Consider the following 26,037-nt stretch of genomic DNA (forward strand, 5'->3'; position numbering starts at 1 on the left):
TACCCCAAGTCATACGCTGATCATAAGCGGCGGGGCACCGATTCACACTTCGGGCGTGGTAAGAGTGAGCAGGCCGAGCAACGGAGCCCAGAATGACAGCCGGCGCTACACCAGTCCCTGGTCCTCGGCGACGCGGATGGCGCGGGCCCGCGAGTCAACCCCGAGCTTCGTGAATACGTTGACGAGGTGGCTCTTCACGGTCGCCTCGGTGACGAAGAGCTCCTGAGCGATCTGTGCGTTCGAGGCCCCGGTGGCCAGCAGTTTCACGACGTCGCGCTCTCGCCGGGTGAGTTTCGGGCTCGGGTTGCGCATCGCGGCGATGACCTTCGATGAGATCTCTGGCGGCAGGTAGGTGTCTCCCGCCGCGGCCTTCTCGATCGCCGTTGAGATGTCGCCCGGGTCGATGTCTTTGAGCAGGTAGCCCGACGCCCCGGCGTTGAGTGCGGCGACGATCTCCGAGTCGAGGTCGAACGTGGTGAGGATGAGCACCGCCGGCGGGTTCTCCAAGGCCCGCAGCCGCTTGGTCACCTCGATGCCGTCGATTCCCTCCCCCAGCCGCAGGTCGCAGAGGACGACGTCGGGGCCGAGCTCGTCGACGACGACGAGCGCCTCCTCGCCGCTGCCGGCCTCACCGACCACGGCGATGTTTTCCGGTGCGTCGATGACGGACTTCAGGCCCGCCCGCACGACCGGGTGGTCATCGACGAGGATCACTCGAATGCTCATGCGTTCTCTCCTGTGTCGGTGTTCTCACGTGTGCTGCCATCACCCTCGCCGAGGCGGCCGGTCGGATCCGCACCCGAGCCCTCGGCGGGTGTGCCGCCTCCCTCTTCGCCGAGGTGGTCGGCTGTGTCCGTATGTGTGCCCTCGGCGGGGGCGCCGAGTCCGTCACCGCGGGTGTGGAGCTGGGATTGGCTGGGCAAGGTCGCGGAGATCGCGAAGCCGGATCCCTGACTCGATTCGATGACGAGTTCCCCACCGAGTTCGCGCATTCTCGAGCCGATGAAGTCGAGGCCGAAACCCGAGTCCGGGTTCCGCTGTCGGGTGTGCGGATCCGCCATGCCGACCCCATCGTCGACGATGTCCATTCGAATCGTCCCGTCGAGGTCCATGAGGCTGACCATCACCCGTGTGGCCTGGGAGTGCTGACGGACGTTGGACAGCGCCGACTGCGCGGTCCGCAGCAGCGCCACTTCCACCTCGGCGGACAGGGTCGGCAGGGTCTCGTCGACGTCGAGGTGGCCGCGGATCGAGCTGTCGTCCTCGAGGCGGGCGAGCAGCCGGCGGATGGCCGCGGTCAGCGCTCCGTCTTCGAGCTCGGCCGGGGCGAGGGCTGCGATGATGCGGCGGACATCGCGTGAGCTCTGTGCGGCGAGGTCCTCGACCTGGGCGAGCACCTGGCCGGCGCGGTCATCGGTGGTGCGCTCCGCCTCGGCGTGGGCGATGAGGCGGATCGACGAGATCGACTGCGCGATCGTGTCGTGGATGTCGCGGGAGACGCGGGTGCGTTCCTGGATCTCGCCGGCGTGCCGCTGGGTCAGGGCGAGCTCGTCCTGAAGGTCGAGCAGGTTCTGGTGGGCGAGTTCGAGGGAGCGCAGCAGCTCCTCACGGCGGCGGCCCTCGCGCAGCAGTTCGATGTAGCCGCGGGACAGGCCGAGCGCGAAGACGGCGCCGATGAGGGAGCCGATGATGCTCGGGGTCGGCACCTGTCCGTAGTGCCCGAGAGGGGCGACGATGGTCGCGATGTAGGTGAGCGCGGTGAAGACGACGGCGATGCGCAGGGAGAACAGGTGGCCGGCGAGCAGCCAGAGGAGGAAGGCGACCCAGATGAACTCGGCGGAGACGAGCAGTGTGCACAGCCAGGCGGCGGCGAGGACGATCAGCCACCACTTCGCCAGCACCAGTGCGCCCGAGCGAGCCGCGCGCACGGCCCCGAGGGCATACCAGGCGAGGAAGACGACGCTCACAGCGATGGCGGCGAGCATCGGAGCGCCGGTGGTCACTGCTCGGATGCAGGAGATGAGCATGAGGACGAGCGCGATGGCGTGCTGACCGAACTCCATCGTGCGTTCTGTCCACTTGCGTGCGCCCACGCTGCCGCCTTTCTGCAGATCGGCCGCGACGGCGAAGGTGCCGAAGCGGTGATCACGTGCTGTCATGAATCTCCCTGCCAACTCAATCACATCCGGGACCCCGGTGGTATGTCATAGGCACCACCCGGTGCGGAAACCGAGCAGGCCCGGGCGACGAGATGGTCGTCGCCCGGGCCTGCTCAACTCGTTCAGGCGTCGGTTCAGTGCTTGCCGTGATGGGATGCGGAACCGGAGTCCGCAGATCCCTTCTCGACGAGCAGATGAGTGGACTGCAGGTCGTGCCCGTCCTCGCTCGAGCGTGCGGTCGAACCGTCGGCCGCACCCTCAGCTGCGCGCTCGTGGAAGTGGGTGATCGCCTTGTTCGGCCACCACATCCGATCGCCGACGAGCCCGAAGATCGAGGGCACGATGACGGTGCGCACGATGATCGTGTCGACCAGCACGCCGACTCCGACGATGAGGCCGAGCTGGCCGAGCACCATCAGCGGCAGCATGCCCAATGCCGCGAACACTCCGGCCAGGACGATGCCGGCGCTGGTGATGACGCCGCCGGTGTGTGCGACGGCTTCGATCATGCCCTGGCGTCCGCCGTGGATGACGGACTCCTTCTTCGCGCGGTGGGCGAGGAAGATCGAGTAGTCGATGCCCAGCGCGACGAGGAAGAGGAACGCGAGGATCGGCACCTGCGCATCGAGTGCCGACTGTCCGAAGATCGTCCGGGACAGGAATGCGCCGAGTCCGATCGCCGCAGCCGAGGACACCACGTTGACCACCAGCAGGGTGAACGCGGCGATGGGTGCGCGGAGGATGCCGAGCAGGATGATGAAGCTGATCGCCAGGACCATCGGGACGATCGTGAAGAAGTCCGTCTGATTGCCGTCACGGGCGTCGAGCTCCGTGGCCGCGGCACCGCCCACCTGGGCGTCGGCTCCGTCGATGGCGTGGACATCGCTGCGGATGTCTTCGACGAGGTCGAGTCCCTGCGCGCTGTCGGGTTCGTACTCGCCGGTGACCATGATCTTCGTGATCGAGGTGCCGTCGATGTTCGTGTCCTCGATCGCCGAGGCGCGCACCACGCCGTTCGTATCGCTGACGGAATCGACGACGTCGTCCGCGTGGTCGGTATCGGCGAGGATCCAGATGGGCTGGGATTCACCGGGTGGGAAATGGTCGGACAGGACGTCGAGTCCCTGCGCCGATTCGGACTGGACCCGGAACTTCTCGCTCTGGTCGAGGCCGATCGACGATCCGATGAACCCGGTGGCCATGACGCCGAGGATGACGATTCCGGCACCGAGGTGGAGCCCGGGTCTCCGGACCACGCGAGTGGCGATGGTGCGCCAGATCGAGGGCTTCGCCGAGGCGGCCCCGTCCCTGGTGTCAGCCGCGCGGTCACCGAGCTCCCGCGCCGAGTGCGGGGCCGCCTCGGCGGGGGCGGTGTCCTCGTCCGAGCCCTGCGCGGTGAGCGCGTCCTCGGTCTTCGGCACGAAGGGCCAGAACACTCGCTTGCCGCAGATCGCGAGTACGGGCGGCAGGGCGAAGAGGACGGCGGCCGCGGAGATGAGCAGGCCGACGGCCGCGGTGATGCCCAGTCCGCGGGTGCCGGGGATGATTGCGAAGACGAGGCTGAGCAGGGACAGGACGACGGTGAGGTTCGAGGCGAGGATCGTCGTTGCGGTGTGTGTCCAGGCCTCGGCGAGTGCGGTGCGGTGGTCGGTGAAGCGGCGCAGCTCCTCGCGGTAGCGGGAGATGAGCAGGAGGGCGTAGTTCGCGCCGGCGCCGAAGACGAGGACACTGATGATTCCCGCGTCGAACTGCAGGTCGAGCCAGTCGCCGACGGCCGCGGTCACGGTCGAGGCGAGTCCGTCGGCGGTGCCGATGACGATGAGTGGCAGCAGCCACAGGATCGGTGAGCGGTAGGTGATGATCAGCAGCAGGGCGACGATGACGATGGTGACGATCAGCAACGTGAAGTCGGCACCATTGAACGCCGAGGCGATGTCGGCGCCGATCGCGGGACCGCCGGTGACCAGCAGGGACATGCCGTCGTCAGTGAGTTCTGAGGCGGTCGGGTCATCGGAGATGGCGGTGCGCAGGTCATCGACGGTGTCAGCGGTGTCCGAGTTCGTCAGGCCGACGGTGATGGGCACCATGAGCAGTGCGGCCTGCTTGTCGTCGCTCAGTATCGGCCCGGTCACGGTTTCGGTGGATTCGTCGCCGACGGAATCGCCGAGCGAGCCGCCCAGCGTCTTCAGTTCGGCCTGATCGTTCGCGGACAGTTCGGATCCGTCGGTAAGGGAGGCCACGACCATGACGGACTGCTTGTCGGCTTCGGGGAACTTGTCGAGGGTCTGCTGGGCCTGGGCCGATTCGGAGTCGGCCGGAGCGGTTTCGTTGGCCCGGTCCTCACCTGCTCCGGACAGGAGTCCGAAGATCAGAGCGACGAGGACGACGACCCCGCCGAGGACGAACCACGAACCGCGCTTCGATGTCAGCGTATGTGCGGTTTTCGCCAGTGGTGAGTTCATGACTCCAGTCCATCAATATACGGACCGGTGCACATCGCCTATGAGTTCAGATCCGATCTGCAACTTTCGATGGAGGAAACCTGCTGACCAGGAATGATGGTGGAATCGGGAGGTGGAAGGGTTGGGCCGGAAGGGCGGGAGGATCGCCGGGAGGGCGGCCCTTGGGCGGCTCCGGAGGGGAGGCTTCTGGTCTCACTTACCGGTTAGGTTGAAGAACGTGTCGTGCAAAGTGCGTTCTTCGGGTTAAGCGATAAGTGAGACCTAGGGGCCGAGAAAAAGGGGCCGCGACGCAGGAGCCGACAGAGGAGGAGCCGAGGGTGAGAGCCAGCGGCTCACGCCAGGTCGGCTCCCGCCTTTTCGACCTCTGCGAGGGCTGCCCTGCTCGAGTCCTCCCCGACTCCGGCGACGAGGTCGGTGAGGACACGGACCTGCACGCCGGAGTCCAATGCGTCGAGGGCGGAGGCGCGTACGCAGTGGTCGGTGGCGATGCCGACGACGTCCACCTCGGTGATGGTGAGTTCGTCCAGAAGCTCGCCGAGGCGGCTCCCCGTCTCCGTGGTCCCTTGGAAGGCCGAATAGTCGGGCTTGCCTTGGCCCTTGCGGACTTCATGGGTGATGGGCGTGGTGTCGAGGAGCGGGTCGAACTCGGCACCGGACGTGCCGGCGACACAGTGGACGGGCCAGGTATCGACGAAGTCCGGAGAGTCGCTGAAATGGCCGCCGTTGTCATTGTCGGCATCGTGCCAGTCGCGGGAGGCGATGACGGCGTCGTAGTCGCTGGCATGTGCGGCGAGGTGGCGCGTAATGCCCTCGGCGACGCGGTCGCCGCCGGTCACGCCGAGCGCGCCGCCTTCGGTGAAATCGTTCTGGACATCGACGATGAGGAGTGCCTTGACCATGCTTCGAGCATAGGCGTTTCCGTATGGTTTTCCAGGGCTGCGCTGAATTCAGATCCAGCCACGGGCGTCGAAGATGCGGTGGTAGATCTCGCGGACGACGGCTTCCTTGCGGGCGTTGTAATCCATGACCGTCTCCCCGGCCGCGTTCGTTTCCTCAGCAGAGGCGCGTTTCACCGACTGGTAGAGCTCGCGGTCGTCCTCGTGCTCGCGCAGCCAGTCGCGGAACAGCCGCATCCGCGCCACTTCTGCGCAACGGGGCCCGAAGACGTGGAGATTGCAATTCAGCTGCCCGGGTTTCGGATCGAGACGTTTGAACATGCGGTGTTCGTACCAGGCGGGTTCGCGGATGGTGAGGTCGAATCCTGCCTCGCCGAGCGCATGGACGTAGTCGTCCTCGGCCGTGGGGTCGGCGACAACAAGGGCGATGTCGATGATCGGCTTCGCCGGCAATCCCGGCACCGAGGTGGAGCCCACGTGTGCCATGCCGACGAACGTTCCATTCGGAGCGAGCACTCGACGGATCCGGCGGGCGGCCTCGGCGAAATGATCGGCCCACGCCGGATCGTGCTCGACGATCTGGATAGGGGCCGGAGCAGTGGTCGGCCGTGCCCAGAGGTCGGGGTCCTTGACGTCGTTGAATGTGACGATGTCGACCACCTCGGCGAACATCTGGTCGACGGGCTCACCGCCCGCGGAATCGACCACTCGGCCGAAGGACGAGACCTCCTGGCCCGAGAGCTCCCAGGCAGGGGCTTCCCTGCCGGATGTCCCGTCAGCCGGCGGCCGAGTCATCGTCGAGTCTCACGCCTGCTTGAGGGCGCGCTTCTCGGCTTTCTTCGCTGCCTTGGCGGCGGCCTTCTCGATGACCTTGGTGCTGTCGCCTTCTCCGGCGATGAGGAGGAGCCCGCCGAGTGCCGCGAGGTTCTTCGAGAACTGAGTCTGGTGGGCTTTCGCGTCGCCGCCCTCCATCTCCCAGAAGGAGTGTCCGGCCAGCGTGGTCGGGACGAGGGAGCCGGCGAGCGCCAGCGCCGAGAGTCGCGGCTTGATGCCGAGCAGGAGGGTCGCACCGGCGAGGATCTGCACTCCGCCGTTGATGCGCACGAGCAGCTCGTTGTCATCGGGCAGTGCGGGGACGTATTCGCGGATGGCATCCAGCGTCGACTCCGCCATCGCCGCCTTTCCGGCCGGGTCCTTCACGGCCGACAGGCCGCCGGTGATGAAGATCGGGGCGGTGAGCATGCGTCCCGCCGTCTGCAGCAGCGATGGTCCAAAAATCACGGAGTACTCCTTAGGTCTATGGGGTTTTGAGCCTAACGGACGCCGGGGCCGTGCCTCAATTTCGAGGACGGCCCCGGCGTCATATTTCGATGGTGGTCAGGCGGTCAGGCTGTCTGCCGGTGGTCAGGTGCGGCGGCAGCAGGCGGTCTGCGCGTGACGGTTGGGCTTCCGGCGATCAGGCTGTCTGCGCTTGGGCGGCCGACTGCGGGGCCTCCTCGGCGGGGATGGTCTTTTTGATCCCCAACTCCGGCTGCTTCCGGAACTGTCCCGTCACGACGAGGACGGCGATGACGACGGCACAGACGATCCATCCGGAGACCCCGAGAAGGGTGAAGAGTGCCGGATCCGGAGTCGAGGCGCCGGAGTCCATGAGCAGCCCCAGCAGCATCGCATTGGACCCGTTGAGTCCGGCGTGGGCGAACACGGCAGGCCAGACCGAGCCGGTGCGCAGTCGCAGCCAGCCGAAGAGGATGCCGACCATGATGCAGCCGCCGACCATGAGTCCGAGTCCGGTGATGTCGGGGCGGCCGAAGTTGTAGCCGAGCAGGATGAGCGGTGCATGCCACAGGCCCCAGACCGCGCCGACGATGAGCAGGGCAGGCCAGGTGCCCAGCGGCCGGAGGCTGGTGAGCAGCCATCCTCGCCAGCCGAATTCCTCCCCAATCGTGACGAAGGCAGTGACCACCGAGGAGACGAGCATGAGCAGCAGATAGCCGAGGACGGCGACTACTGTCGGCACCGAGTCCAGGCCGGGGATCGTGGCCAGCTGCTCCTTGAACGCAGACAGCCCGGTGAGATCGAGGCTGAGCCAACCGAAGGCGGCGCTGAGGAGATAGCCGAGGACGATGAGCACCATGACCCCGAAGAAGGCGGCCACGGTCATCCAGAGGACTCGGCCGAACGGGCGCAGCGGCCAGAAGCCGAAATAGCGAGGTGCGCTGGCCATGACCTCGCCTCTGCTGCGAGCTCGCCGACGCTGAATGACGGCAGCGACGATGCTGGCGACCAGCGGTGTGAACATCATCAGACCGCCATAGAGCTGCACGGCGAGCGGATCGCCGAGGCCCTCGCCCGAGACCCACAGCGGCAGGCACGCGAGCCATGCGAGTCCGAACGCGATGACGGCGAAGATCCCGAGCTCGAGCCAGGGAACTCGGGTCGGCACGACAGCGAGCGGACGCCCTTTCCGATCGGCCGCCTCGGCGGCGGACCAGGCGGCGCCGGCCTCCTCGGCGATGCGCGGTGCAGGGGTCCCCGGGGTGGGGGCTCCGGACGGAGTCATGGGACCGGGCGTCGCATCGGTCGGTCCGGTCGCCTCGGCAGATCCTGCCTGATTGTGCGTCTGCGTGTTCACAGTTCCTCCTCGTTGCTGCGCGGCGCCCGTCGTTTCATCGGTGCTCTGTGCCTGTGGTTCCACGCTATGACGCGCATTCGTCCGGCGCCTCCGCCGCGAGGATGAAATCGCACTCAGTCGCGTGGGCGAGATCGGCCGAGCCGTACGTGCTGGTGAGAGCTGAGCGGGACGGGACCTGCGCGGGTGGAATGGGGCCTGTGAGTCTTGCTTCAGCGCTTTCGGCTCCAGGCTGGGGAATCGGGGATACGATGACCGACAGAACCAGAATCAACGACGATTCGAATGAAGGAACATCACCATGTCCGATCACCTCTCCGATTCCGATCACCTCGCGGTCCTCGGCTACGGCGACTCATTCGAGCGATCGATGAGCCCGTGGGCGAACTTCGCGCTCGGCTTCACCTATCTCTCACCGCTCGTCGGCGTCTACTCACTGTTGGCCGTTGCTTTGTCGACCGGCGGTCCACCGTCGATCTGGTGGATCGTCATCGTCGCCTGCGGGCAGCTGCTCGTCGCCCTGGTCTTCGGCGAGGTGGTCTCGCAGTTCCCCATCGCCGGCGGCATCTACCCGTGGGCGCGCCGCCTGTGGAGCAAGCGGTATGCGTGGATGGCCGCGTGGGTCTATATCTGCGCGCTCATCGTCACCATCACCTCGGTGGCGGAATTCGGGGCTGGGTTCCTCGCGAGTCTCTTCGGCTTCGTCCTCAACCGAAACACCACCCTGGTCCTCGCGTTTGTCCTGCTCGTTCTGGCTCTGGCGATCAATTTCTCAGGCACGAAGTGGCTGGCCCGGATCGCACGAATCGGCCTGTTCGCCGAGCTCATCGGCGTCATCGGGCTCGGCCTGTTCCTCCTCATCTTCGAACGCAAGCACAGCTTCTCCGTCTTCTTCGACACCATGGGCACCGCGGGCGACGGCAGCTACCTGCCCGTGTTCATGGGAGCCGCAGTCGCCGGACTCTTCCTCTTCTACGGTTTCGAAGCCTGCGGCGACGTCGCCGAGGAGGTCTCGAACCCCGCGCGCGGCATCCCGAAGGCGATGCTCATGACGATCTTCGTCGGAGCGATCTCGGCCCTGTTCTCCTTCGGCGGCTACGTACTTGCCGCACCGAACCTCGACGAGATCGTCGCAGGTGAGGTCGAGGATCCGATTCCGTCGATCCTTGAGGGCAGCCTCGGTGCGGTCGGGGCGAAGATCTTCCTGCTGGTGGCGATCCTCGCGTTCATCTCCTGCGTGCTCAGCCTGCAGGCCGCGGCCTCGCGTCTGATCTTCAGCTTCGCCCGCGACGGAATGATGCCCGGTCACCGGTGGCTCTCAAAGGTCACCGACGGCACGAAGATTCCTCGCAATGCGCTCATCGTCGCCTGCACCGCACCGGCACTCATCTGCGTGCTGATCTGGTTCAACGACGGAATCCTCGTGGCTGTGACCTCGTTCGCGATCCTCGGGATCTACCTGGCCTTCCAGATGGTCGTCCTCGGAGCGCTGCGTCAGCGGATCAAGGGGTGGAGGCCGGCGGGACCATGGTCGCTGCGCGGTTGGGGCATCGTCGTCAACATCGCGGCCCTGGCCTATGGGATCTTCGCGATGATCCTGCTGTCCCTGCCCGGTGACTCCGGATCGTTCTTCGCCGACTGGATCGTGCTCATCGGCCTCGTCGTCGTACTGGTCGTCGGGTTCATCTATCTCTTCACGGCGCGCCCGGACCGGAAGTCCGATGCGCCCGAGGATGACGCCATCGCCGTCGCCGAGGCGATCCGGACTCACCGGGCCCAGAAGTCGGGGCGGTAAGCAGCTGGCTCCTCATCCTCCAATCGCTTCCTGGGTGGGCGAAATGGTCACGAAATCCCGCGGCCGACGTGACCATTTCGACCACCCATGGCACGCAGTTTCACGCCACACGCCTCTTGGCTCGGGCCCCTCCAGGCACGGTGCCGCCTCGGCGAGGAAGCAACGCTCACCGTCGTCAGGAGCGGGCGCTCAAAACCGGCCCCACCCACAGCTCCGGCACATAAAAATACATTGCAATGCATAACAATTCGACAGGCGGCGGGAGATGACGTTACGCTGGTGCCATGTCGAAAGTACTGTCTTCGCTCCCAGTCGGTGAGCACGTTGGAATCGCCTTCTCCGGCGGACTGGACACCTCCTGCGCAGTGGCGTGGATGCGCCACAAGGGTGCCGTCCCCTGCACGTACACGGCCGACATCGGCCAGTACGACGAGCCCGACCTCGAATCGGTGACCGAGCGCGCCAAGGAATACGGCGCGGAGATCGCCCGCTTCGTCGACGCCAAGCGTCTGCTCGTCGAGGAGGGCTTCGTCGCCCTGCAGTGCGGTGCCTTCAACGTCCGCTCCGGTGGCAAGACCTACTTCAACACCACCCCGCTGGGCCGTGCCGTCACCGGCACCATGCTGGTGCGCGCCATGAAGGAAGACGGCGTCGACATCTGGGGCGACGGCTCGACCTACAAGGGCAACGACATCGAGCGCTTCTACCGTTATGGCCTCATGGCCAACCCGAAGCTGCGCATCTACAAGCCGTGGCTCGACTCAGAGTTCGTCGATGAGCTCGGCGGTCGGCAGGAGATGAGCGAATGGCTCGTCGAGCACGGCTACCCCTACCGTGATTCGGCCGAGAAGGCCTACTCCACGGATGCGAACATCTGGGGCGCCACCCACGAGGCGAAGACGCTCGAATTCCTCGATGCCGGACTCGACATCGTCGAACCGATCATGGGCGTCGCCGCCTGGCGCGATGACGTCGAGGTCAAGTCCGAAGAGGTCTCGGTCCGCTTCGAGGCCGGCCGTCCCGTCGCCATCAACGGCGAAGAATTCGACGACCCGGTCGCCTTGGTCTTCAAGGCCAACGAGATCGGCGGCCGCCACGGACTCGGTGTGTCCGACCAGATCGAGAACCGCATCATCGAGGCGAAGTCCCGCGGCATCTACGAGGCTCCGGGCATGGCGCTGCTCCACGTGACCTACGAACGGCTCCTCAACGCCATCCACAACGAGGACACCATCGCCCTCTACCACGAGGAGGGTCGCCGCCTTGGTCGGCGCATGTACGAGGGACGCTGGCTCGACCCGCAGTCGCTCATGCTCCGCGAATCCATGCAGCGGTGGGTCGCCTCGGCGATCACCGGCGAGGTCACCCTGCGGCTGCGCCGCGGCGACGACTACACGATCGTCAACACCACGGGACCGAACCTGTCCTACCATCCGGAGAAGCTGTCGATGGAGCGCGTCGGCGACGCCGCCTTCGGCCCCGAGGACCGCATCGGTCAGATGACCATGCGCAACCTCGACATCGCCGACTCCCGTGCCCGCCTCGAGCAGTACGCGGCCATGGGCATCGTCTCGGGCCCGACCTCGGAGCTCGTGGGCTCACTTGAGGCCGGCGGCGCCGACGAGATCGCGAACTCCGGCGCCGAGGTGGACGAGGCCAGCGACCTCGCCAACCTGTCCTCGGCGTTCGACGCCGGCACGGACTGAAGTCCGCGTCCGGCGGTGACAGACTTCCGGAGACACCGCGCTGCATGAGACTCGCGGCCTCCGGTTGAGAACAGAGAACGGCCGGCAGGTGCGTTTCGCGGATCACTGCGATCCAGGGGCGCACCTGCCGGCCGTTGCTTATGCCTGCGGACGTCGGTCAGTTAGTTAGTAGGTCAGCCTCGGCGAAGCGAGTCCCGTCGCTCAGACCGGAGTCGTCGCCGTTGTTCGTTCAGGCAACATCGAATGCGGACAGCGCCGTTCGGCGTGCGACATCCAGCGCCTCGTGCAGGGGCCGCCGACGATGGTCTTCGGAGAGGATCTCGACACCCCATGGGCCGTCATAGCCGATGGCTCTGAGCGTCTCGATGAAACCGCAGACATCTTGGTCCCCTTCGCCGATGAGGCGACGATTGTCCCTGGTGTCTTCGAACAATGTCCCGACGACGGTCTCATCGGCGTCGCAGAGTTCGACACCGAAGACCTGGTCCGCAGTCAGAGCGCTTCGCAGCTCCTCCAAAGAGGTACCTGCACGGAAGACGTGCCAGTAGTCGACGACCAGGCCCGCAGCAGGGTGGTCGACGCGGCGAATGAGCTCGGCACCCTGCGGAATCGAGGCGATCATCCCAAACGGAAGGGGCTCGAGTGCGACCTTCGTGCCGTAGGACTCTGCCTCAGCCGCCAGACGGCGCAGGGGTTCGACGAAAGGTTCGACATCCTCGACGGCGGGGGCACTGTCAGTGCCGATCTTGATGAAAGCAACGTCGAGTCTCTGTGCCGCTTCGAGCAGTTCCTCCCAATGCCCACGCCACGCTCCTTCGGGGTCCTTCCACCATCCGGAGCACAGTTCGACCTCGCCATGGCGCAACCCCGCACCGCTGATCTCGTCGGCCAGCGCGTCGTAGCCGATCGTGTCCCGAATTGCTCTCAGGTCATCGAGGACGAATCCGAGCCCCATCCAGCCAGCCGCCCCGACCTCTCGGACTCGCTCGAGCGGATCGAGGGGGCTTCGTTCAGTCTTCCTCATCGGCGCAGCATCCCCAGCGCTCGTCCAACACGTCGCAACCAGTTCAGGTTCTGTCATTGTTCATCACGCAGCCTCTTCCAGACACGGAACTTATAAGCCAGCCCCGATTCGACGCCCTCTTCCATCTTCTCCAATGAGATGCCGCGAGTCTCTGGTACCTGCGTGGCGATGAAGATCAATGCCAGCACTCCGACGATCGCGAAGATGAAGAACACGCCGGAGATTCCGACTCCAGCAACCAAGGACGGGAAGACCAAGGCGATGACGCCGTTCATCCCCCACCCGAACAGCTGCGAGACGCCGATCCCTACACCGCGCATCGGCAGCGGGAAAACCTCGGCGAGCCAGACCCACACTGCGACGTTGAGGAACGTCTGCATGGAGGCCACGAAACCGACGATGAGAGCGAGGATCACCCAGGCGCGCAGCGGGTTGTCCTCTGCCATGAATTTCGAGCACAGTCCGATGAGGAGGTGGAAGGTCGTTGTGAGGGACAGGCCTGTGATGAAGGTGGCGCGACGGTCGACTCGGTCCATCATGTACAAGGCGAAGAGTCCGCCGAGGACCGCGACCACACCAGGTGCGATGTTCGCGATGAGTGCCGCGTTTGCGGCAAAGCCGGATTCGATGAGGACGACCTGACCGTAGTACATGATCGAGTTGATGCCGGTGAGCTGCTGACAGACTGCGACGCCCATTCCGACGAGGACGATCCTGACCAACCATTTGTTGAACACGAACTTCCGATAGCCGACTCGCTGATCACCGGTCGATGCCTCGGCGACCACTTCGACAGCTCCGAGTTCGGCTCGCGCCCGCTCCTCGGTGCGAATTGTCATGAGGACCGCCAGCGCCTCATCCCGGCGATTATGTTCGACAAGCCACCTCGGCGATTCGGGCATCCTGAGCATGCCGATGAACAGGCAGACTGCCGGTATCGCACAGATGGCGAACATGACACGCCAGATCCCATCGATGTGCCCCCACACGTTGCCGATGATGGCGTTGACGACGAATGCTGCCAGCTGTCCCGAGACGATCGCAACTTCGTTGCGTCCGCTGATCGAGCCGCGGATCTCGTGCGGAGCGAGCTCCGACAGATACACCGGTACGACGATCGACGCTCCACCAACCGCGAGACCGAGAAGGATCCGGCCGATCACCAGCAAGGTGACGTTCGGCGCGAACACGACGACCAGCGTGCCGAGAAAGAACATCAGCGCGAGATACAGGATCGTACGGCGGCGGCCGATCATGTCGCAGATCTGGCCGCAGGTCACTGCACCTACGGCAGCGGCGAAGACGAGCGAACTCGTCACGACTCCTTCGCTGACTGCAGTGAGTCCGAGCTCTTGGGACATCGGCCGGAGCGCGCCGTTGATGACACCGGTGTCGTATCCGAACAGGAGGCCGCCGAAGCAGGCGACGATCGAGATCAGTCCGATCCGCTTCCTGAACGGCCCGGTTTTCGGCATGTCCGGTAGTGCTGAGTCCCTGAGTGTCGGTGACTCTGTTGAATTGGCAACCACGATGGTCTCCTCACATTGTGCTTCGTTGCACTGTCATTGATGTCGCCGTGCGGCTCGCAGAGCCATTCACCTGTCCAGGTCGACGCGGACGACTCGTCCTTCCCTGGCCGAGAGTTCGGCCGCGTCGGCCAGCAGCAACGCCGCACGGCCGTCGGCGAAGGTCGAGCAGCGGGAGTCCTCCCCTCTCACGAGTCGGCTGAACTCGCGCAGCTCCTCAAGGTAAGCGTCCGCGTAGCGTTCGAGGAAGAAGTGCTGATAGGGCGACGTGGTCTTCACTGCCGTCGCATTCGAGTAGCTGACCAGGCTCGTGCCCGCATTGCCGACCTCGAGCATGCCCTCACCGCCGAAGATCTCGATCCGCTGGTCGTAGCCGATCGAGCTATGGCGCGAGTTGGTGATCGAGATCTGGACCCCAGTCGCGGTCCTCATCGTCACCATGGCGGTGTCGAAGTCCGAAGTCTGTTTGGCACCGTCGTCGAACAGCTGTGACCCTGTGGCGAAGACCTCGACGATGTCGGGAGCGAAGTACCGTGCCATGTCGAAGTCGTGGATGGTCTGGTCCCGGAACATGCCGCCGGTGGTTCTGAGATTCTCTACCGTTGGCGGTTCGGGGTCGCGACTGATGATCGACAGCTGTTCGAGGTTGCCGACCTCACCGGCGATGAGGCGTTCCCGTGCGAACGAGAAGTCGCGGTCGAACCGGCGGTTGAAACCAACTGCGAACGGAACGCCCGAGTTTTCGACCAGAGGCGCCAGTTCGTCGACACGGGCGATATCGAGGTCGATCGGCTTCTCGCAGAGGACTGGGATCCCCGCCTCGATGGCCTGTTTGATGAGATCTGCGTGGGTCGACGTCGGTGATGCGATGATCACAGCATCGAGCTCTCCCGAGGCGAACGCTTCGTCAGGGTTGTCGGTTGCGCGTGCGTCGTTCTCGGAGGCGATCGCTTCCGCTCCGGCGATGTAGGGGTCGATCACCCATGTCAGTGTGGTTTCGGGAAGCGCCGCGATGTTGACGGCGTGGACCTTGCCGATGCGCCCGGTCCCAATGAGACCGATGCGCATTTGTTCATTCGTCATTGAACTTCTCTCCTGGTGCGAAATTCGCGTTGAGTCGATGTAATTGAGGTGCTGTGTTGTGCGGTGACGAGGTTTGAGCTCTCAGGTGGTGATCTCGTCCAACCGGACGGGCCCGCCGCGTCGCACAGACTCCTCGGCGGCCAATGCCAATCGCGCTGCGACGATACCGTCGGACGGCAGGGTCAACGAGGCGGCATCTCCGTCGATGACAGCGAGGAAGTGTCGGATCTCTCGGCGGAATGCCGGCTCGAACCGTTCGACGAAATCGGCGTAGGTCGACTCCGGAGGAGACACACCCGGTTCCGTCGAGATGATCGGTGACTTCGAGTCGATACCTGCCGCGTACGCGGCATCGCTGCCGTAGACGACGGTGTTGACGTCCTGGCCGGAGGCGATGTTGCGTGCGCCGCTGATGAGCGCCTGAACTCCGGATTCGAACGTGATGACAGCTGTGGCAGTATCCAAGTCTCCGCTTTCGGTGTAGGCCTGCTCATCGAGCACACCGCCGGAGGCGAAGATCGACACCGGCGCCTCGTTCAAAAGCCAGGGGATCGTGTCGAACTCGTGGATGAGCAGATCCCGCCACACCCCACCCGAGGTGGGGATGAATTCCGGATCGACGTGGAAGCGGTCGTGACCGACCGAATGGATGACCCGAATCGTGCCCATCTCTCCGCTGTGGATCCGCGCCCGGAGGTTCTGGAATCCTTCATCGTACCGGCGGTGATAGGCGACCATGATGGGAACGTTGAGAGCTTCGAATTCGGCCGACAGTGCAGCAGTCTCTTCGAGGTTCAGACCGATTGGCTTCTCGAGGAGCACGGGAACACCAGCAGTCAGCGCAGTCCTGGCGAGCTCGGGATGCGAGGGAGTCGAACTGGCGATGATGACGCCGTCGAGTCCCTGCGTCCAGTCCTCGGTGAGCAGCACTGTGGCGATGAAGGGGCTGTGGCCAGAACCTGCCGGTGCGTGGACGCCTCGTAGATCCTCTCCCGCATCCGGTGAGAGTTCCGATTGGAGTTGCGCTTTCGCATCTTCGAGCTTCTCTGCGTTGCGGCCGATGAGGACGAGTTCATCGACGCCGTCTTCCTGCGCGATGTTTCGAGCGTGCATTCGGCCGATCCTGCCGAGACCCACGATGCCGATCCGAGTGCTCATCGGTTCGCCTCCACGATTGTTCTGAGGTAGTTCAAGCTGACGCGTGCCTGTTCGATCGGGCCGGATCCGACCTTCGGCTCCTCGGCCACGACAGTGTCCTGCTCGAGAGTGAACCACCCGTCGTAGCCGGCCCGAATGAGGGTGCCGACGATCGCCTCGATGTCGATGTCACCCTGGCCGAGGGGCTGATACATTCCGTCGATGACGGAGTCGTAATAGGTCTGATCGCCGGCTTGGACACGACGGGCGCGGTCGAGCGAGACGTCTTTGAGGTGCGCATGGGAGATGCGTCCCGTGTGCTGCTGAACGAATTCGATAGGATCGACGCCGCCGATGAACATGTGCCCGGTGTCGAAGCAGAAGTCGACATCAGTGCCATTGAGAATGTGGTCGACATCGTCCTGGGTCTCGATCATTGTGCCGACGTGCGAGTGCAGACTGACGGTGACGCCCCTGGATTCGGCGGCCATGAGGATGCTACCGATGTTGCGGTAGACGGTCTCCCAACCGGAGTCATCGAGTTCCGGTCGCTTGGCGTCATATCCGTCGACGCCGGTGGCTGCGGCCAGGACCAGCGTGTCGGCTCCGGCGGCGACGTAGGCTTCGAGCTCGCGTTCGATCTCCGGCAGCGGGTCATGGTCTGGGTCGTGGAGGACGGCCGGGTAGAAACCACCGACGGCCTGCATAGAGTGCCGTTTGAGTGTTTCTGCCCGACCTTCCGCGTCATCGGGGAGGAACCCTTCGGGACCGAATTCAGTGGCGTCGAAGCCGAGTTCCTGCATTTCGGTGAGGACCCGTTCCGGGCTCAGCTGAAATCCCCAGTCGGGGACTTCGCAGACTCCCCAGGAGATGGGGGCTGCGGCGATCTTGACGGTGCTCACTGGTTGTCTCCTTTGCCTGCGGCTGCACGTGCCGCCTGTGTCTCTGCCGCGTTCACCGCTGCGTCCGGGTGTTCGCCTTTGAGTACGGCGTCCACGGCACGGGCGGCGGCGATGAAGGTGGCTCGGCTGGCCTTTGTACTGAGTCCCATCACATGAGGGCTCAGCACTGTGCGTGGATGCTGAAAGAGGGGGTGTGGCTGCGGCGGTTCGGATTCGAATGAGTCCAGGCCGACTCCCCCGAGCTTGCCCGATTCGAGTCCGGCCAGTGCCGCATCTTCGTCGATCAGTCCGCCACGGCTGGTGTTGACGAGGATTGCTCCGTCCTTCATCGTCTCGATCGCGTGGGCGTCGATCATGTGACGGGTGCTCTTAAGCAGCGGGACATGGAGGGTGACGATGTCGGATGCCCGCAGAATCTCATCGACCGTCTCAGACCTGTTGGCCTCGGGTACCTCGGCGACGGGGTCATACGCGAGGACGGTCATTCCGAAGGCTTCGGCGATCGCCTTCACCCGGCGACCGATGTTGCCGAATCCCACGATTCCCAGGGTCGCTCCGTCGAGATCGCCGACCGGGACGCTGGTGCGCTCGGTCCATCCTCCGGAGCGAACGATCTCGGTCAGCGGACCCAGGGATTTGACCAGTTGCAACATGTGGGCGAAAGCGCCTTCGGCGACGGCCGTCGAGTTGGCTCCGGGGGTGATCGCGACGGGGATTCCCCGCTCGGTGGCGGCATCGACATCGACGTCGTCGACGCCGACTCCGGTGCGGGCGATGACCTTGAGGTTGGGCATCGTGTCGAGTTCGGCCGGACCGACCTTGACGGCGGCGCGGACGATTGCTCCCTCCGCTTTCGCATAGTCCTCGGGCCCGGGTGTTTCGACGAAGTCGACGCTGCGTCCGAGTTCACCCTCGACGAGGTTCTTCGGTACCGGTCCGAGACCGATGACGATGGTCTTCTCAGGCATCGACGGTTTCCTTCCTGGTCGAATCGGCAGCAGTCCGGGTCGACGCCGAGGTGCCTTCGACCGGGTCGACGGACTGCCAGGACTCTGTGGCGATGGCGCGCTCACCCGCGTAGACGACACGGTTCGCGGCCAGCGCGTCGTGGACGTCTGCGTGGATCGATTCCTGACCGACGTGGGCGAGGAGGAACTTCTTCGCTTCGATGACCTTGAGGTCGTCGTAGCCCATGGAGGTGCCTGCCCCCGGTTGGAATTTCGAGAAGTCACCGAATTCGGAGCCGGCCATGATGCGGGTGAAACCCACGTGCGGGCCTTTGTGACCGAGTGCGAGTTCGAGTTCGTTCATCCGCTCGAAGTTCCACCGCAGCGACCCTTCGGTTCCGTAGACCTCGAGAGAGTACTCCGCGCGGGGACCGACGCACACCCTCGAGGCTTCGAGGGTCCCGACGGCGCCTGCTCCCTGAGCGTCGGGGCCGAAGTGGACGAGCAGGCCGGCATAGTCCTCATTTTCGACCGGTGCCATCTCTCCGCCTTCGACGACGTCGAAGTGGGTGCCGCTTCCCATCTCGAGTTTGGGCCGTTCGGTGTAGGCCGTGTTGGCCACACCGGTGACCTTGTCGATCGGGCCGACGACGTAGTGGGCGAGATCGGTCAGATGCCCGAGGAGGTCTCCGAGAACTCCGGATCCTGCGAGTCCGCGGATGAAGCGCCAGGACAGAGCACCATTCGGCTCGGCCGAGTAGTCGGCGAAGAATGCGCCGCGTACGTTCGTGATGCGTCCGAGTTTGCCCTCGGCGATGATCTTCCGCGCGTACTCGATGGCCGGGGCGTTGCGGTAGTTGAAGCCGACGGCGGTGACGACCTCGGCGGCATCGGCAGCGTTGACCACGGATTCTGTCTCTTCGGCGGAGCGCCCGACAGGCTTCTCGATCCACAGTGACTTACCGGCCTTGGCGACGGCAGTGCCGATCTCCTCATGGAGGAAGTTCGGTGCGCACACGGAGACGACGTCGACATCCGGGTGGTTGAGAACATCGTTGTAGTCACTCGTCGAGGTCTCGTATCCGAGCACATCCTCGGCGAATCGGGCGCGCTCGTCATTGGTGTCGGCCGCGATGACCAGGCGAGTCCTGATGCCCAATTCGGGATAGACGACGGGCACGTTGGTGTAGGCGCGGCTGTGCAGCTGGCCCATCCAGCCGACGCTGATGAGTCCGACTCCGATGGTCGTGGGGTTGTTGCTCATGGTGCTCCTTGAGTAGTCGATTGTTGCGCGGAAGTGCCGCGATCTCAGTCGCGCAGGATGGAGATGACTGCAGCGGCGGTGTCGGCCAGCAGCGTCGAATCCGAGCCCACCGGCAGGAAGGTGAAGCCCTGTTCGGCTCGGGTCGAGGCGACTGCGGCGTCGGCGCTGAGGATGCCTGCTGACTTTCCGTGTTTCCGGGCGGCTTCGACGACCGTGTCAAGGGCGTCGCGAAAGACCGGTGCCGTGAAGTCGAGCGGGACTCCGAGTGCGTACGACAGGTCGAGGGGGCCGACGAAGAGGACGTCGACGGCGTCGAGGGCCGCGATGGCGTCCACCTCGGCGAGGGCACCGGTCGTTTCGATCTGCACGATGGTGATCACCTCGCTATCGCTTGTCTTCAATGCGTCCTTGTCCATACCCCACCGCAGGGAACGGTTATAGGTGGCCACTCCCCGGTCGCCGAGCGGCGGGTAGTGCAGGTGCGGAATGATCGCGGCCACCTCGTCGGCGGAGTCCACTCGCGGGAGCATGACTCCGGCAGCACCGGCATCTAGGGCGCGGCCGATTCTGATCCGGTCAGGGGTCTCGACTCGAACGAGGGTGGCGGCACCGTACCCGCCGGCCGCGGCGACCGCGTCACCGACCGAGGCCTCGCTTCCGCCACCGTGTTCTAGGTCGACGAGGACCCAATCGAGGCCTGCAGCGGCCAGGACTTCGATGGCCATGGTCGAGCCGAGACCAGCGAAGCTACCGATCGTCGTCTCCCCCGCGCGGATTCGTGCCGCCAGGCCACCTTTGTCCAAGGGCGTCACCGCCGTGTTCAGATGTGCCATTTCTGGTCCTCCAGTCCCTGTTCGTAGTCGGTGCGCAGCTCGGCTACCCAATCCTGTTCGGCGACCTCGGCGGGCGCGACGTCCCAGAAGACACCTGAACCGGGCAGGTCGACCAACGGAATGGTCGGCACGACGATGGCGACGGGTCCGTGGATGTCGCGGGTCTCGTTGAGGGCGGAGCGGACCTCCTCGGTGCTGGTGGCTCGGATGGTCGTGGCACCGAGTCCCGAGGCGATCTCGCCGAGGTCGACGTGGAGGTAGTCGCCCGAGAGTCGAGCGGTATCCTCCTCGTCCCGGTACCGGAAGTCGTTGCCGAACTGCTCGCCGTACTTCATCATCTGCAGGCGGCGGATGACTTGGAACCCATGGTTTTCCGAGATCACGTAGGTGATGTCCAGGTGTTCCTGAGCGGCGGTGAGGATCTCCGTCGGGTTCATCAGGAACGTACCGTCGCCGATGAAGACCGAGACTCGTCCGGTGCTGTCCGGATCGGCCAGCCGGACTCCGATGCCGGCCGGAATCTCGTAACCCATGCAGGAGAATCCGAATTCGAGGTGGCAGCGTCGATCATCGGTGGCGTCCCAGACCTTGAGCAGATCGCCCGGAGGTCCCCCAGCCGCGGCGATGAGGGTGTCACCGGGCTGTGCGTGTTCCTGGAGCAGACCGATGAGCTGCCCCTGGGTGATGACGGCATCCGTGTCGGGGATGCCCAGTTCGGCATTCTCCGGCGCCTGCTTGTCGAAGGGAGTCTCGGGGTCGAGCGCCTGGCTGCGCTGCGGGGCCCATTCGGCCTTCTCCGATGCGATCTCGCTCGTCCAACTGTCGGGCACCGTGTATTCGGAGACGCCTTGGTGCAGCGCCTCGATCCCGAGCTTCGCGTCGGACAGTACTGCGACGGCTCCCTGCTTGATCGCGTCGAGCTCGGCGATGTTGATCGAAACGAAGCGCACATCGGGATTCTTGAACATCGTCTGCGATCCGGTGGCGAAGTCCGTCAGTCGCGTGCCGATGCTGACAATGACATCAGCCTGGGCGACGAGGCGGTTCGTTGCGGGGTTGCCTTCGAGGCCGATTCCGCCGAGCACCCAATCGGCGTCGTTGAGTGCGGCGCCCTTGCCGCCGAACGTCTCGGCCACGGGAATCCCCGTGGACTCGGCGAACTCGGCCAGAGCTGCGCGGGCTTCGGAGTAGTGGACCCCGCCTCCGGCGATGATGAGTGGCTTCGCGGCCGATCCGAGCACGTCGGCCGCCTCGGCGATGTCGTTCGGCTGGGGAATCGTGCGTCGTATGGCCCAGTCGCGGTCGCGGAACAGGCTGACCGGGAAGTCGAAGGCGTGCGATTGGATGTCCTGCGGCAGCGAGAGGACGACGGCTCCGGTCTCGGCGGGGTTCGCCAGGACGCGGAAGGCTTTCGGCAGCGCGGTGATGAGCTGTTCGGGGCGTGTGATCCGGTCGAAGAACGCCGAGACCGGACGGAAAGCATCGTTGACCGTCAGGGATGGGTCCTGGGGATTCTCCAATTCCTGCAGGACCGGCCCCTGGCGCTTAGTCGCGTAGGTATCGCCGGGCAGCAGGAACAGCGGGAGACGGTTGACTGTGGCCAGAGCGGCCGCCGTGACGAGGTTCATCGCGCCGGGCCCGATGGATGCGGTGACGGCCAGCGTCTGCTTCCGATTGCTCGCCTTGGCCAGGGCACTTCCCGCGTGGGCCAATGCCTGCTCATTGCGGCCCTGAATGAAGGGGAGATCATCGGCGTACTGCGAGAATGCCTGGCTGAAGCCGGCGACATTGCCGTGGCCGAAGATGCCTGCCGCAGCCGGAATGAAGCGCTGCCGGTCGTCATCGAGGACCGAATACTGACTGCTGAGGAACTTGACGACGGCCTGGGCCACCGTCAGGCGGATGGTCGGTTCGTGGCTCATGGGTTCTCCTTCGAACGGATGGGGTGCGCTCTTCTGCGCTGGAATGTCGGTTGTGCTGCGGTGCCAGTTCTGGGCCGAATCATCAGGTCCAGGGACGGCCGTGAATGACGACGGTCTTCGACTCGGTCATCTCCTCCACGGCGGCCCGCAGGCCTTCCTTGCCGATACCGCTGGCCTTGAGACCCCCGTAGGGCATGAGGTCTGCTCGCCACAGCGGAGTCCAGTTGATGTGGATGTTTCCGGCATCGATCTCGCGCATGTACTGGACGCCGGCGTCGACATTGTTCGTGAAGATTCCAGCGGCCAGGCCATAGTCGGTCGAATTCGCCAGCTCGATGGCGGTCCTGACGTCGGGCGCGGTGGACACAGCCACCGCGGGCCCAAAGATCTCCTCCTGCGCAAACGCGGCGTGGGGATCGACACTGCTGAGGATTGCGGGCTCGACCATCGCACCGTCGCGGTCGCCACCGAGCTCGAGGCGTGCTCCGGCACTGACGGCTTCCCTGATGGACGCTTCGACCCGTTGGGCTTCGGTCTCAGTGATGAGCGTGCCGACCGTCGTCGCATCGTCCTCGGGATTGCCGATCTGATGCTCACGGACCTTGGCGCTGAGCGCATCGAGGAAGTCACCCTGGATGTCTTCGTGGACGATGACACGCTGCACCGAGATGCAGACCTGGCCGGCATTCGTATAGCCGCCGGCGGCGACGGCGCTCGCGGCGTGGTCGATGTCGGCGTCGGGAAGGATGACGACCGGTGCCGAAGAGCCCAGTTCGAGGGACAGCTTCTTCACTCCAGCGATCGATGCCAGGTGCTCACCCACCGAGGTGGATCCGGTGAAGGAGATCTTTCTAACGCGCCGGTCAGCGGCAAGCCGATCCCCGATCTGTCCACCCGAACCGGTGAGGACGGACAGGACGCCTTCGGGCAATCCTGCATCGACGAAGCATTCGGCCAAAGCCAGCGCCGTCAGCGGAGTGGTGCTCGCTGGCTTGAGGATGACCGAGTTGCCGGCGGCCAACGCCGGAGCGATCTTGTGATTGACCAGCAACGCCGGGTAGTTGAATGGGGTGATAGCCACGACCACGCCGACCGGCTGGGGCAGGGTGAAACCGACCTTGTCGAGGCCCGTCCCCGGGTTCGCATCCAGCGGCAGCGTCTGCCCATAGAGCTGGGTACCTTCGAACGCGGCCAGGCGGATGATCGAACCGGAGCGACCGGCCTCGGCGCGCGCCTCTTTCAGGGTCTTGCCGTTCTCAGCCGAGATCACACGAGCGATCTCCTCGCTGCGTTCATCGGCCAGAGCAGCGGCGCGGAGCAGAATCTCACTGCGCTCGTGGGCAGGAGTCCTCCGCCAGATCTGTGCACCGTGAGTGGCGGAGTCGAGGGCAGCCTCAACGTCCGCAGTGCCCGCGATCGGAACCTGTCCCACGGTGCGACCGTCGAACGGCGACACCACATCTTTCAGGCGACCGTCTCCTCCGCGAGGGGATTGCCATGTCCCACCGATGAGCAACTCGCTGCGCGTCATTGCGTACTCCACATTCGTTCGATCTCACTTGCTTGCGTGATCCATTTTGAACCGGTCCAAATCTAGAGTTCATCGTATTCGTCCAAATTTTTGGACCGGTTCAAAATGGGATCAGTGCGAATCTAGTGTGATTCGGATCATGAGTCAAGAGGCCGTCGTGATCTTTTCGCAAGTTGAGTCGAGATCGCCACCCGCAGTCCATCCCGGCCGTCATCCTGTGTGAAGATGAAGCCATGGGATCAGCTGTCGGCGACGAATCGAAGACCTCGGGATCGAGGCCGACGATTCGTGATGTCGCAGCGGCCGCCGGAGTGTCGAAGTCGCTCGTCTCCCTCGCCTTCAAGGACCCGCAGCGCGTCGGGGAGAAACGTCGCGAGCTCATCCTCAAGACAGCGCAGACCCTCGGCTATCAGCCGAACTTCCTCGCCCGCTCCCTGGCGACGGAAGGATCACCGTTCGTCGGCATCCTCGTCGTCAACCTCCACAATCCGATCTTCGCCGAGATCGCCGATGCAGTTCGGGTCGAGCTCGATGCGCGGGGCGAGTACGGACTCATTACGAGCGCCACGGTCGCCAACGATCAGGATCCGGAACAGCCGTACGGGCGCATCGATTCGCGGGTTATCGCCATGCTCCAGGACCTGCGCCCCAAGGCGCTCATCGTCGTCGGCACCGTGATCGAACACGAGGGCCTCTTTGAAGGGATCCCGACCGTCTACGCGAGCGCCGAACCTCGCAGCGATTCCGGCTACAGCTCGGTCCGGATGGATGACACCCAGGGCGCGGACCTCGTCATCGACCACTTGCGCGAGCTCGGTCACGAACGGATCGCCTTCGTCGGAGGCCTGGGCGGGGCAGTCGCGAAGACCCGAGAGGTCGCCTATCGAAAGGCGATGGAATCCCGTGGCCTGACACCGATCGTCCGGGAAGCCGGCTTCTTCGAAGGCGACGGATATGCCGCCGCCACGGAGCTGCTCGCTATGGCATCCCCGCCGACCGCGATCGTCTCGATCAACGACGTCTCCGCGATCGGCATCCTCTCGGCGGCCGATGACGCAGGAGTGGCGGTGCCCGACGAACTGGCGGTTGTCGGCGTCGACAACATCCCCTTGTCAGCGCTGAAGAGGATTTCGCTGACCTCGGTGGATCCACAGAACAAGCTGATCGGACAACTGTCCGCACAAGCGGTGTTCGACATCCTCGCCGACCCCGACGAACCGGCGAAGGAGCATCTCATCACACCGAAGCTCGTCATCCGGGACTCCACAGTCCGCGGCGACATCGTGGCCGACAAATCGTAATGTCGCCCCTCGCCGAGGTTGTCGACCGGGAGCTGCGCGAGCGCGGTACCCGTGAGCGGGCCGAGAAGGAGAAATCCTACCTCAAGAGCGAGATCGACCACTACGGGGTGAGCGTCCCTGACACGCGCTCGGTCGTCCGTGCCGCGTTGCGCGAGGCTGATCTCGGCCACGACGATGCCATTGACCTCGCAGGTCAGCTATGGACACAGCCCAGGGAAAAGCCCGTCTACGAACGCCGCCTCGCGGCGACGATGGTGCTCATCCACATGCAGGACCACCTCGGCGCCGGTGATGCCGATGTCATCGAAGGATTCCTGCGAGAAGCGAAGACCTGGGCGCTCGTCGATCCGCTCGCCGGGGACCTCGTCGGGCCGCTGAGCGAGCAGGATTCAGGCTTCGATCCGATGCTCGAACGCTGGGCGATCGATGCGGATTTCTGGATCCGGCGTTCGGCGCTGCTGGCCCATCTGCGTCCGCTGCGTGCCGGGCGTGGGGACTTCGACCGTTTCTCGCGCTTCGCCGACGCCATGCTCGAAGAACGCGAGTTCTTCATTCGCAAGGCCATCGGCTGGGTGCTGCGCGACACCGCGAAGAAGCGTCCGGACCTGGTATTCGATTGGATTCTGCTGCGAGCTCACCGAGCGTCCGGGGTGTCGCTTCGCGAGGCGGTCAAGCCGCTGTCGCAAAGCCAGCGGGACGCAGTGCTGGCCGAGAGATGATCCATGCCGCACGATGAGCGGCCTCGGGAGTGCCGGCACAGTCGAGGCTCGGCGTTCCCACCACGACAATTTCATGTCCTGACAAATTAATCACCGAAACATCTTTTGACATGACAAATAAGCCTGTAGCGTGGTGATCGCTCGGCGGTACCAACGCACTGTCGCGCCCCGAACCCGCACCATCACCACCCTGCATTC

General features: G+C 64.7%; 21 protein-coding genes. 4 read left to right on the forward strand and 17 right to left on the reverse strand.

Annotated features, from left to right (window positions below; all coding sequences use genetic code 11):
• Positions 1–105 precede the first annotated feature (105 nt).
• From EB835_RS14405 to EB835_RS14435, 7 genes are all read right to left on the reverse strand, one after another.
• Positions 106–726 (reverse strand): response regulator, encoded by a 621-nt coding sequence (locus EB835_RS14405; RefSeq protein WP_135810147.1) that lies wholly within the window; start codon positions 724–726, stop codon positions 106–108.
• Complete coding sequence (locus EB835_RS14410) at positions 723–2,159, reverse strand: sensor histidine kinase (RefSeq protein ID WP_240688761.1); 1,437 nt, start codon at positions 2,157–2,159, stop codon at positions 723–725. The genes EB835_RS14405 and EB835_RS14410 overlap by 4 nt, the downstream gene beginning before the upstream one ends.
• Positions 2,160–2,293: 134 nt before the next feature.
• Complete coding sequence (locus EB835_RS14415; protein WP_135810148.1) at positions 2,294–4,621, reverse strand: MMPL family transporter; 2,328 nt, start codon at positions 4,619–4,621, stop codon at positions 2,294–2,296.
• A gap of 332 nt (positions 4,622–4,953) precedes the next feature.
• Positions 4,954–5,520 (reverse strand): isochorismatase family protein, encoded by a 567-nt coding sequence (locus EB835_RS14420; RefSeq protein WP_135810149.1) that lies wholly within the window; start codon positions 5,518–5,520, stop codon positions 4,954–4,956.
• A 48-nt stretch (positions 5,521–5,568) separates the two neighbouring features.
• Positions 5,569–6,312 carry a GrpB family protein gene (locus EB835_RS14425; RefSeq protein WP_240688762.1) on the reverse strand — a complete coding sequence of 248 codons (744 nt, stop codon included), beginning with the start codon at positions 6,310–6,312 and terminating at the stop codon, positions 5,569–5,571.
• A gap of 9 nt (positions 6,313–6,321) precedes the next feature.
• The gene (locus EB835_RS14430; protein ID WP_135810150.1) at positions 6,322–6,798 is read right to left on the reverse strand and encodes a DoxX family protein; all 477 of its coding nucleotides are present in this window, start codon (positions 6,796–6,798) and stop codon (positions 6,322–6,324) included.
• A 175-nt stretch (positions 6,799–6,973) separates the two neighbouring features.
• Positions 6,974–8,152: a CPBP family intramembrane glutamic endopeptidase gene (locus EB835_RS14435; protein ID WP_240688763.1), complete on the reverse strand. Its 1,179-nt coding sequence runs from the start codon at positions 8,150–8,152 to the stop codon at positions 6,974–6,976.
• Positions 8,153–8,450: 298 nt separating this feature from the next.
• On the opposite strand from EB835_RS14435, the gene EB835_RS14440 reads away from it, so the two are divergent.
• Both EB835_RS14440 and argG read left to right on the forward strand, forming a co-directional pair.
• A complete protein-coding gene (locus tag EB835_RS14440) occupies positions 8,451–9,944 on the forward strand; it encodes an APC family permease (RefSeq protein ID WP_135810151.1) in 1,494 nt (497 codons plus the stop codon).
• A gap of 284 nt (positions 9,945–10,228) precedes the next feature.
• The gene (gene argG / locus EB835_RS14445; protein WP_135810152.1) at positions 10,229–11,650 is read left to right on the forward strand and encodes an argininosuccinate synthase; all 1,422 of its coding nucleotides are present in this window, start codon (positions 10,229–10,231) and stop codon (positions 11,648–11,650) included.
• A gap of 229 nt (positions 11,651–11,879) precedes the next feature.
• Here argG and EB835_RS14450 read toward each other — a convergent pair whose 3' ends face one another.
• From EB835_RS14450 to EB835_RS14495, 10 genes are all read right to left on the reverse strand, one after another.
• Positions 11,880–12,674 (reverse strand): sugar phosphate isomerase/epimerase family protein, encoded by a 795-nt coding sequence (locus EB835_RS14450; protein WP_240688764.1) that lies wholly within the window; start codon positions 12,672–12,674, stop codon positions 11,880–11,882.
• Positions 12,675–12,727: 53 nt separating this feature from the next.
• Positions 12,728–14,149, reverse strand: a complete 1,422-nt coding sequence (locus tag EB835_RS14455; RefSeq protein ID WP_135810154.1) for a sugar porter family MFS transporter — start codon at positions 14,147–14,149, stop codon at positions 12,728–12,730.
• A 120-nt stretch (positions 14,150–14,269) separates the two neighbouring features.
• Positions 14,270–15,283: an inositol 2-dehydrogenase gene (gene iolG / locus EB835_RS14460; protein WP_135810155.1), complete on the reverse strand. Its 1,014-nt coding sequence runs from the start codon at positions 15,281–15,283 to the stop codon at positions 14,270–14,272.
• An 81-nt stretch (positions 15,284–15,364) separates the two neighbouring features.
• Positions 15,365–16,441: a Gfo/Idh/MocA family protein gene (locus EB835_RS14465; protein ID WP_135810156.1), complete on the reverse strand. Its 1,077-nt coding sequence runs from the start codon at positions 16,439–16,441 to the stop codon at positions 15,365–15,367.
• On the reverse strand, positions 16,438–17,322 hold the full coding sequence (locus tag EB835_RS14470) for a sugar phosphate isomerase/epimerase family protein (RefSeq protein WP_135810157.1): 885 nt from the start codon (positions 17,320–17,322) through the stop codon (positions 16,438–16,440). Before EB835_RS14470 ends, EB835_RS14465 begins: the two co-directional genes overlap by 4 nt.
• The gene (locus EB835_RS14475; protein WP_135810158.1) at positions 17,319–18,290 is read right to left on the reverse strand and encodes an NAD(P)-dependent oxidoreductase; all 972 of its coding nucleotides are present in this window, start codon (positions 18,288–18,290) and stop codon (positions 17,319–17,321) included. Before EB835_RS14475 ends, EB835_RS14470 begins: the two co-directional genes overlap by 4 nt.
• Entirely contained in the window at positions 18,283–19,533 is a 1,251-nt protein-coding gene (locus tag EB835_RS14480; protein ID WP_135810159.1) for a Gfo/Idh/MocA family protein, read from the reverse strand. The genes EB835_RS14475 and EB835_RS14480 overlap by 8 nt, the downstream gene beginning before the upstream one ends.
• Positions 19,534–19,577: 44 nt before the next feature.
• On the reverse strand, positions 19,578–20,366 hold the full coding sequence (locus EB835_RS14485) for an HpcH/HpaI aldolase family protein (RefSeq protein WP_135810160.1): 789 nt from the start codon (positions 20,364–20,366) through the stop codon (positions 19,578–19,580).
• Entirely contained in the window at positions 20,354–22,288 is a 1,935-nt protein-coding gene (iolD, locus tag EB835_RS14490; RefSeq protein ID WP_135810161.1) for a 3D-(3,5/4)-trihydroxycyclohexane-1,2-dione acylhydrolase (decyclizing), read from the reverse strand. Before iolD ends, EB835_RS14485 begins: the two co-directional genes overlap by 13 nt.
• An 82-nt stretch (positions 22,289–22,370) precedes the next feature.
• The gene (locus EB835_RS14495; RefSeq protein ID WP_135810162.1) at positions 22,371–23,819 is read right to left on the reverse strand and encodes an aldehyde dehydrogenase family protein; all 1,449 of its coding nucleotides are present in this window, start codon (positions 23,817–23,819) and stop codon (positions 22,371–22,373) included.
• Between the two features lie 233 nt (positions 23,820–24,052).
• Here EB835_RS14495 and EB835_RS14500 point away from each other — a divergent pair, with 233 nt between their 5' ends.
• Both EB835_RS14500 and EB835_RS14505 read left to right on the forward strand, forming a co-directional pair.
• Entirely contained in the window at positions 24,053–25,120 is a 1,068-nt protein-coding gene (locus EB835_RS14500) for a LacI family DNA-binding transcriptional regulator (protein ID WP_135810163.1), read from the forward strand.
• Positions 25,120–25,839: a DNA alkylation repair protein gene (locus tag EB835_RS14505; protein ID WP_135810164.1), complete on the forward strand. Its 720-nt coding sequence runs from the start codon at positions 25,120–25,122 to the stop codon at positions 25,837–25,839. The genes EB835_RS14500 and EB835_RS14505 overlap by 1 nt, the downstream gene beginning before the upstream one ends.
• Positions 25,840–26,037: the final 198 nt, after the last annotated feature.

The sequence above is a fragment of the Brevibacterium sp. S22 genome (assembly GCF_004745485.1).
Classification (GTDB): Bacteria; Actinomycetota; Actinomycetes; order Actinomycetales; family Brevibacteriaceae; genus Brevibacterium.

What these genes read in the sequence shown, in the direction of transcription:
- EB835_RS14420 (WP_135810149.1), bottom strand. Translation starts at nt 5,520, where the DNA reads ATGGTCAAGGCACTCCTCATCGTCGATGTCCAGAACGATTTCACCGAA.
- EB835_RS14440 (WP_135810151.1), top strand. Translation starts at nt 8,451, where the DNA reads ATGTCCGATCACCTCTCCGATTCCGATCACCTCGCGGTCCTCGGCTAC.
- argG (WP_135810152.1), top strand. Translation starts at nt 10,229, where the DNA reads ATGTCGAAAGTACTGTCTTCGCTCCCAGTCGGTGAGCACGTTGGAATC.
- EB835_RS14485 (WP_135810160.1), bottom strand. Translation starts at nt 20,366, where the DNA reads ATGGCACATCTGAACACGGCGGTGACGCCCTTGGACAAAGGTGGCCTG.
- EB835_RS14410 (WP_240688761.1), bottom strand. Translation starts at nt 2,159, where the DNA reads ATGACAGCACGTGATCACCGCTTCGGCACCTTCGCCGTCGCGGCCGAT.
- EB835_RS14450 (WP_240688764.1), bottom strand. Translation starts at nt 12,674, where the DNA reads ATGAGGAAGACTGAACGAAGCCCCCTCGATCCGCTCGAGCGAGTCCGA.
- EB835_RS14415 (WP_135810148.1), bottom strand. Translation starts at nt 4,621, where the DNA reads ATGAACTCACCACTGGCGAAAACCGCACATACGCTGACATCGAAGCGC.
- iolD (WP_135810161.1), bottom strand. Translation starts at nt 22,288, where the DNA reads ATGAGCCACGAACCGACCATCCGCCTGACGGTGGCCCAGGCCGTCGTC.
- EB835_RS14505 (WP_135810164.1), top strand. Translation starts at nt 25,120, where the DNA reads ATGTCGCCCCTCGCCGAGGTTGTCGACCGGGAGCTGCGCGAGCGCGGT.
- EB835_RS14475 (WP_135810158.1), bottom strand. Translation starts at nt 18,290, where the DNA reads ATGCCTGAGAAGACCATCGTCATCGGTCTCGGACCGGTACCGAAGAAC.
- EB835_RS14425 (WP_240688762.1), bottom strand. Translation starts at nt 6,312, where the DNA reads ATGACTCGGCCGCCGGCTGACGGGACATCCGGCAGGGAAGCCCCTGCC.
- EB835_RS14480 (WP_135810159.1), bottom strand. Translation starts at nt 19,533, where the DNA reads ATGAGCAACAACCCCACGACCATCGGAGTCGGACTCATCAGCGTCGGC.
- EB835_RS14500 (WP_135810163.1), top strand. Translation starts at nt 24,053, where the DNA reads ATGGGATCAGCTGTCGGCGACGAATCGAAGACCTCGGGATCGAGGCCG.
- iolG (WP_135810155.1), bottom strand. Translation starts at nt 15,283, where the DNA reads ATGACGAATGAACAAATGCGCATCGGTCTCATTGGGACCGGGCGCATC.
- EB835_RS14495 (WP_135810162.1), bottom strand. Translation starts at nt 23,819, where the DNA reads ATGACGCGCAGCGAGTTGCTCATCGGTGGGACATGGCAATCCCCTCGC.
- EB835_RS14465 (WP_135810156.1), bottom strand. Translation starts at nt 16,441, where the DNA reads ATGAGCACTCGGATCGGCATCGTGGGTCTCGGCAGGATCGGCCGAATG.
- EB835_RS14405 (WP_135810147.1), bottom strand. Translation starts at nt 726, where the DNA reads ATGAGCATTCGAGTGATCCTCGTCGATGACCACCCGGTCGTGCGGGCG.
- EB835_RS14455 (WP_135810154.1), bottom strand. Translation starts at nt 14,149, where the DNA reads ATGCCGAAAACCGGGCCGTTCAGGAAGCGGATCGGACTGATCTCGATC.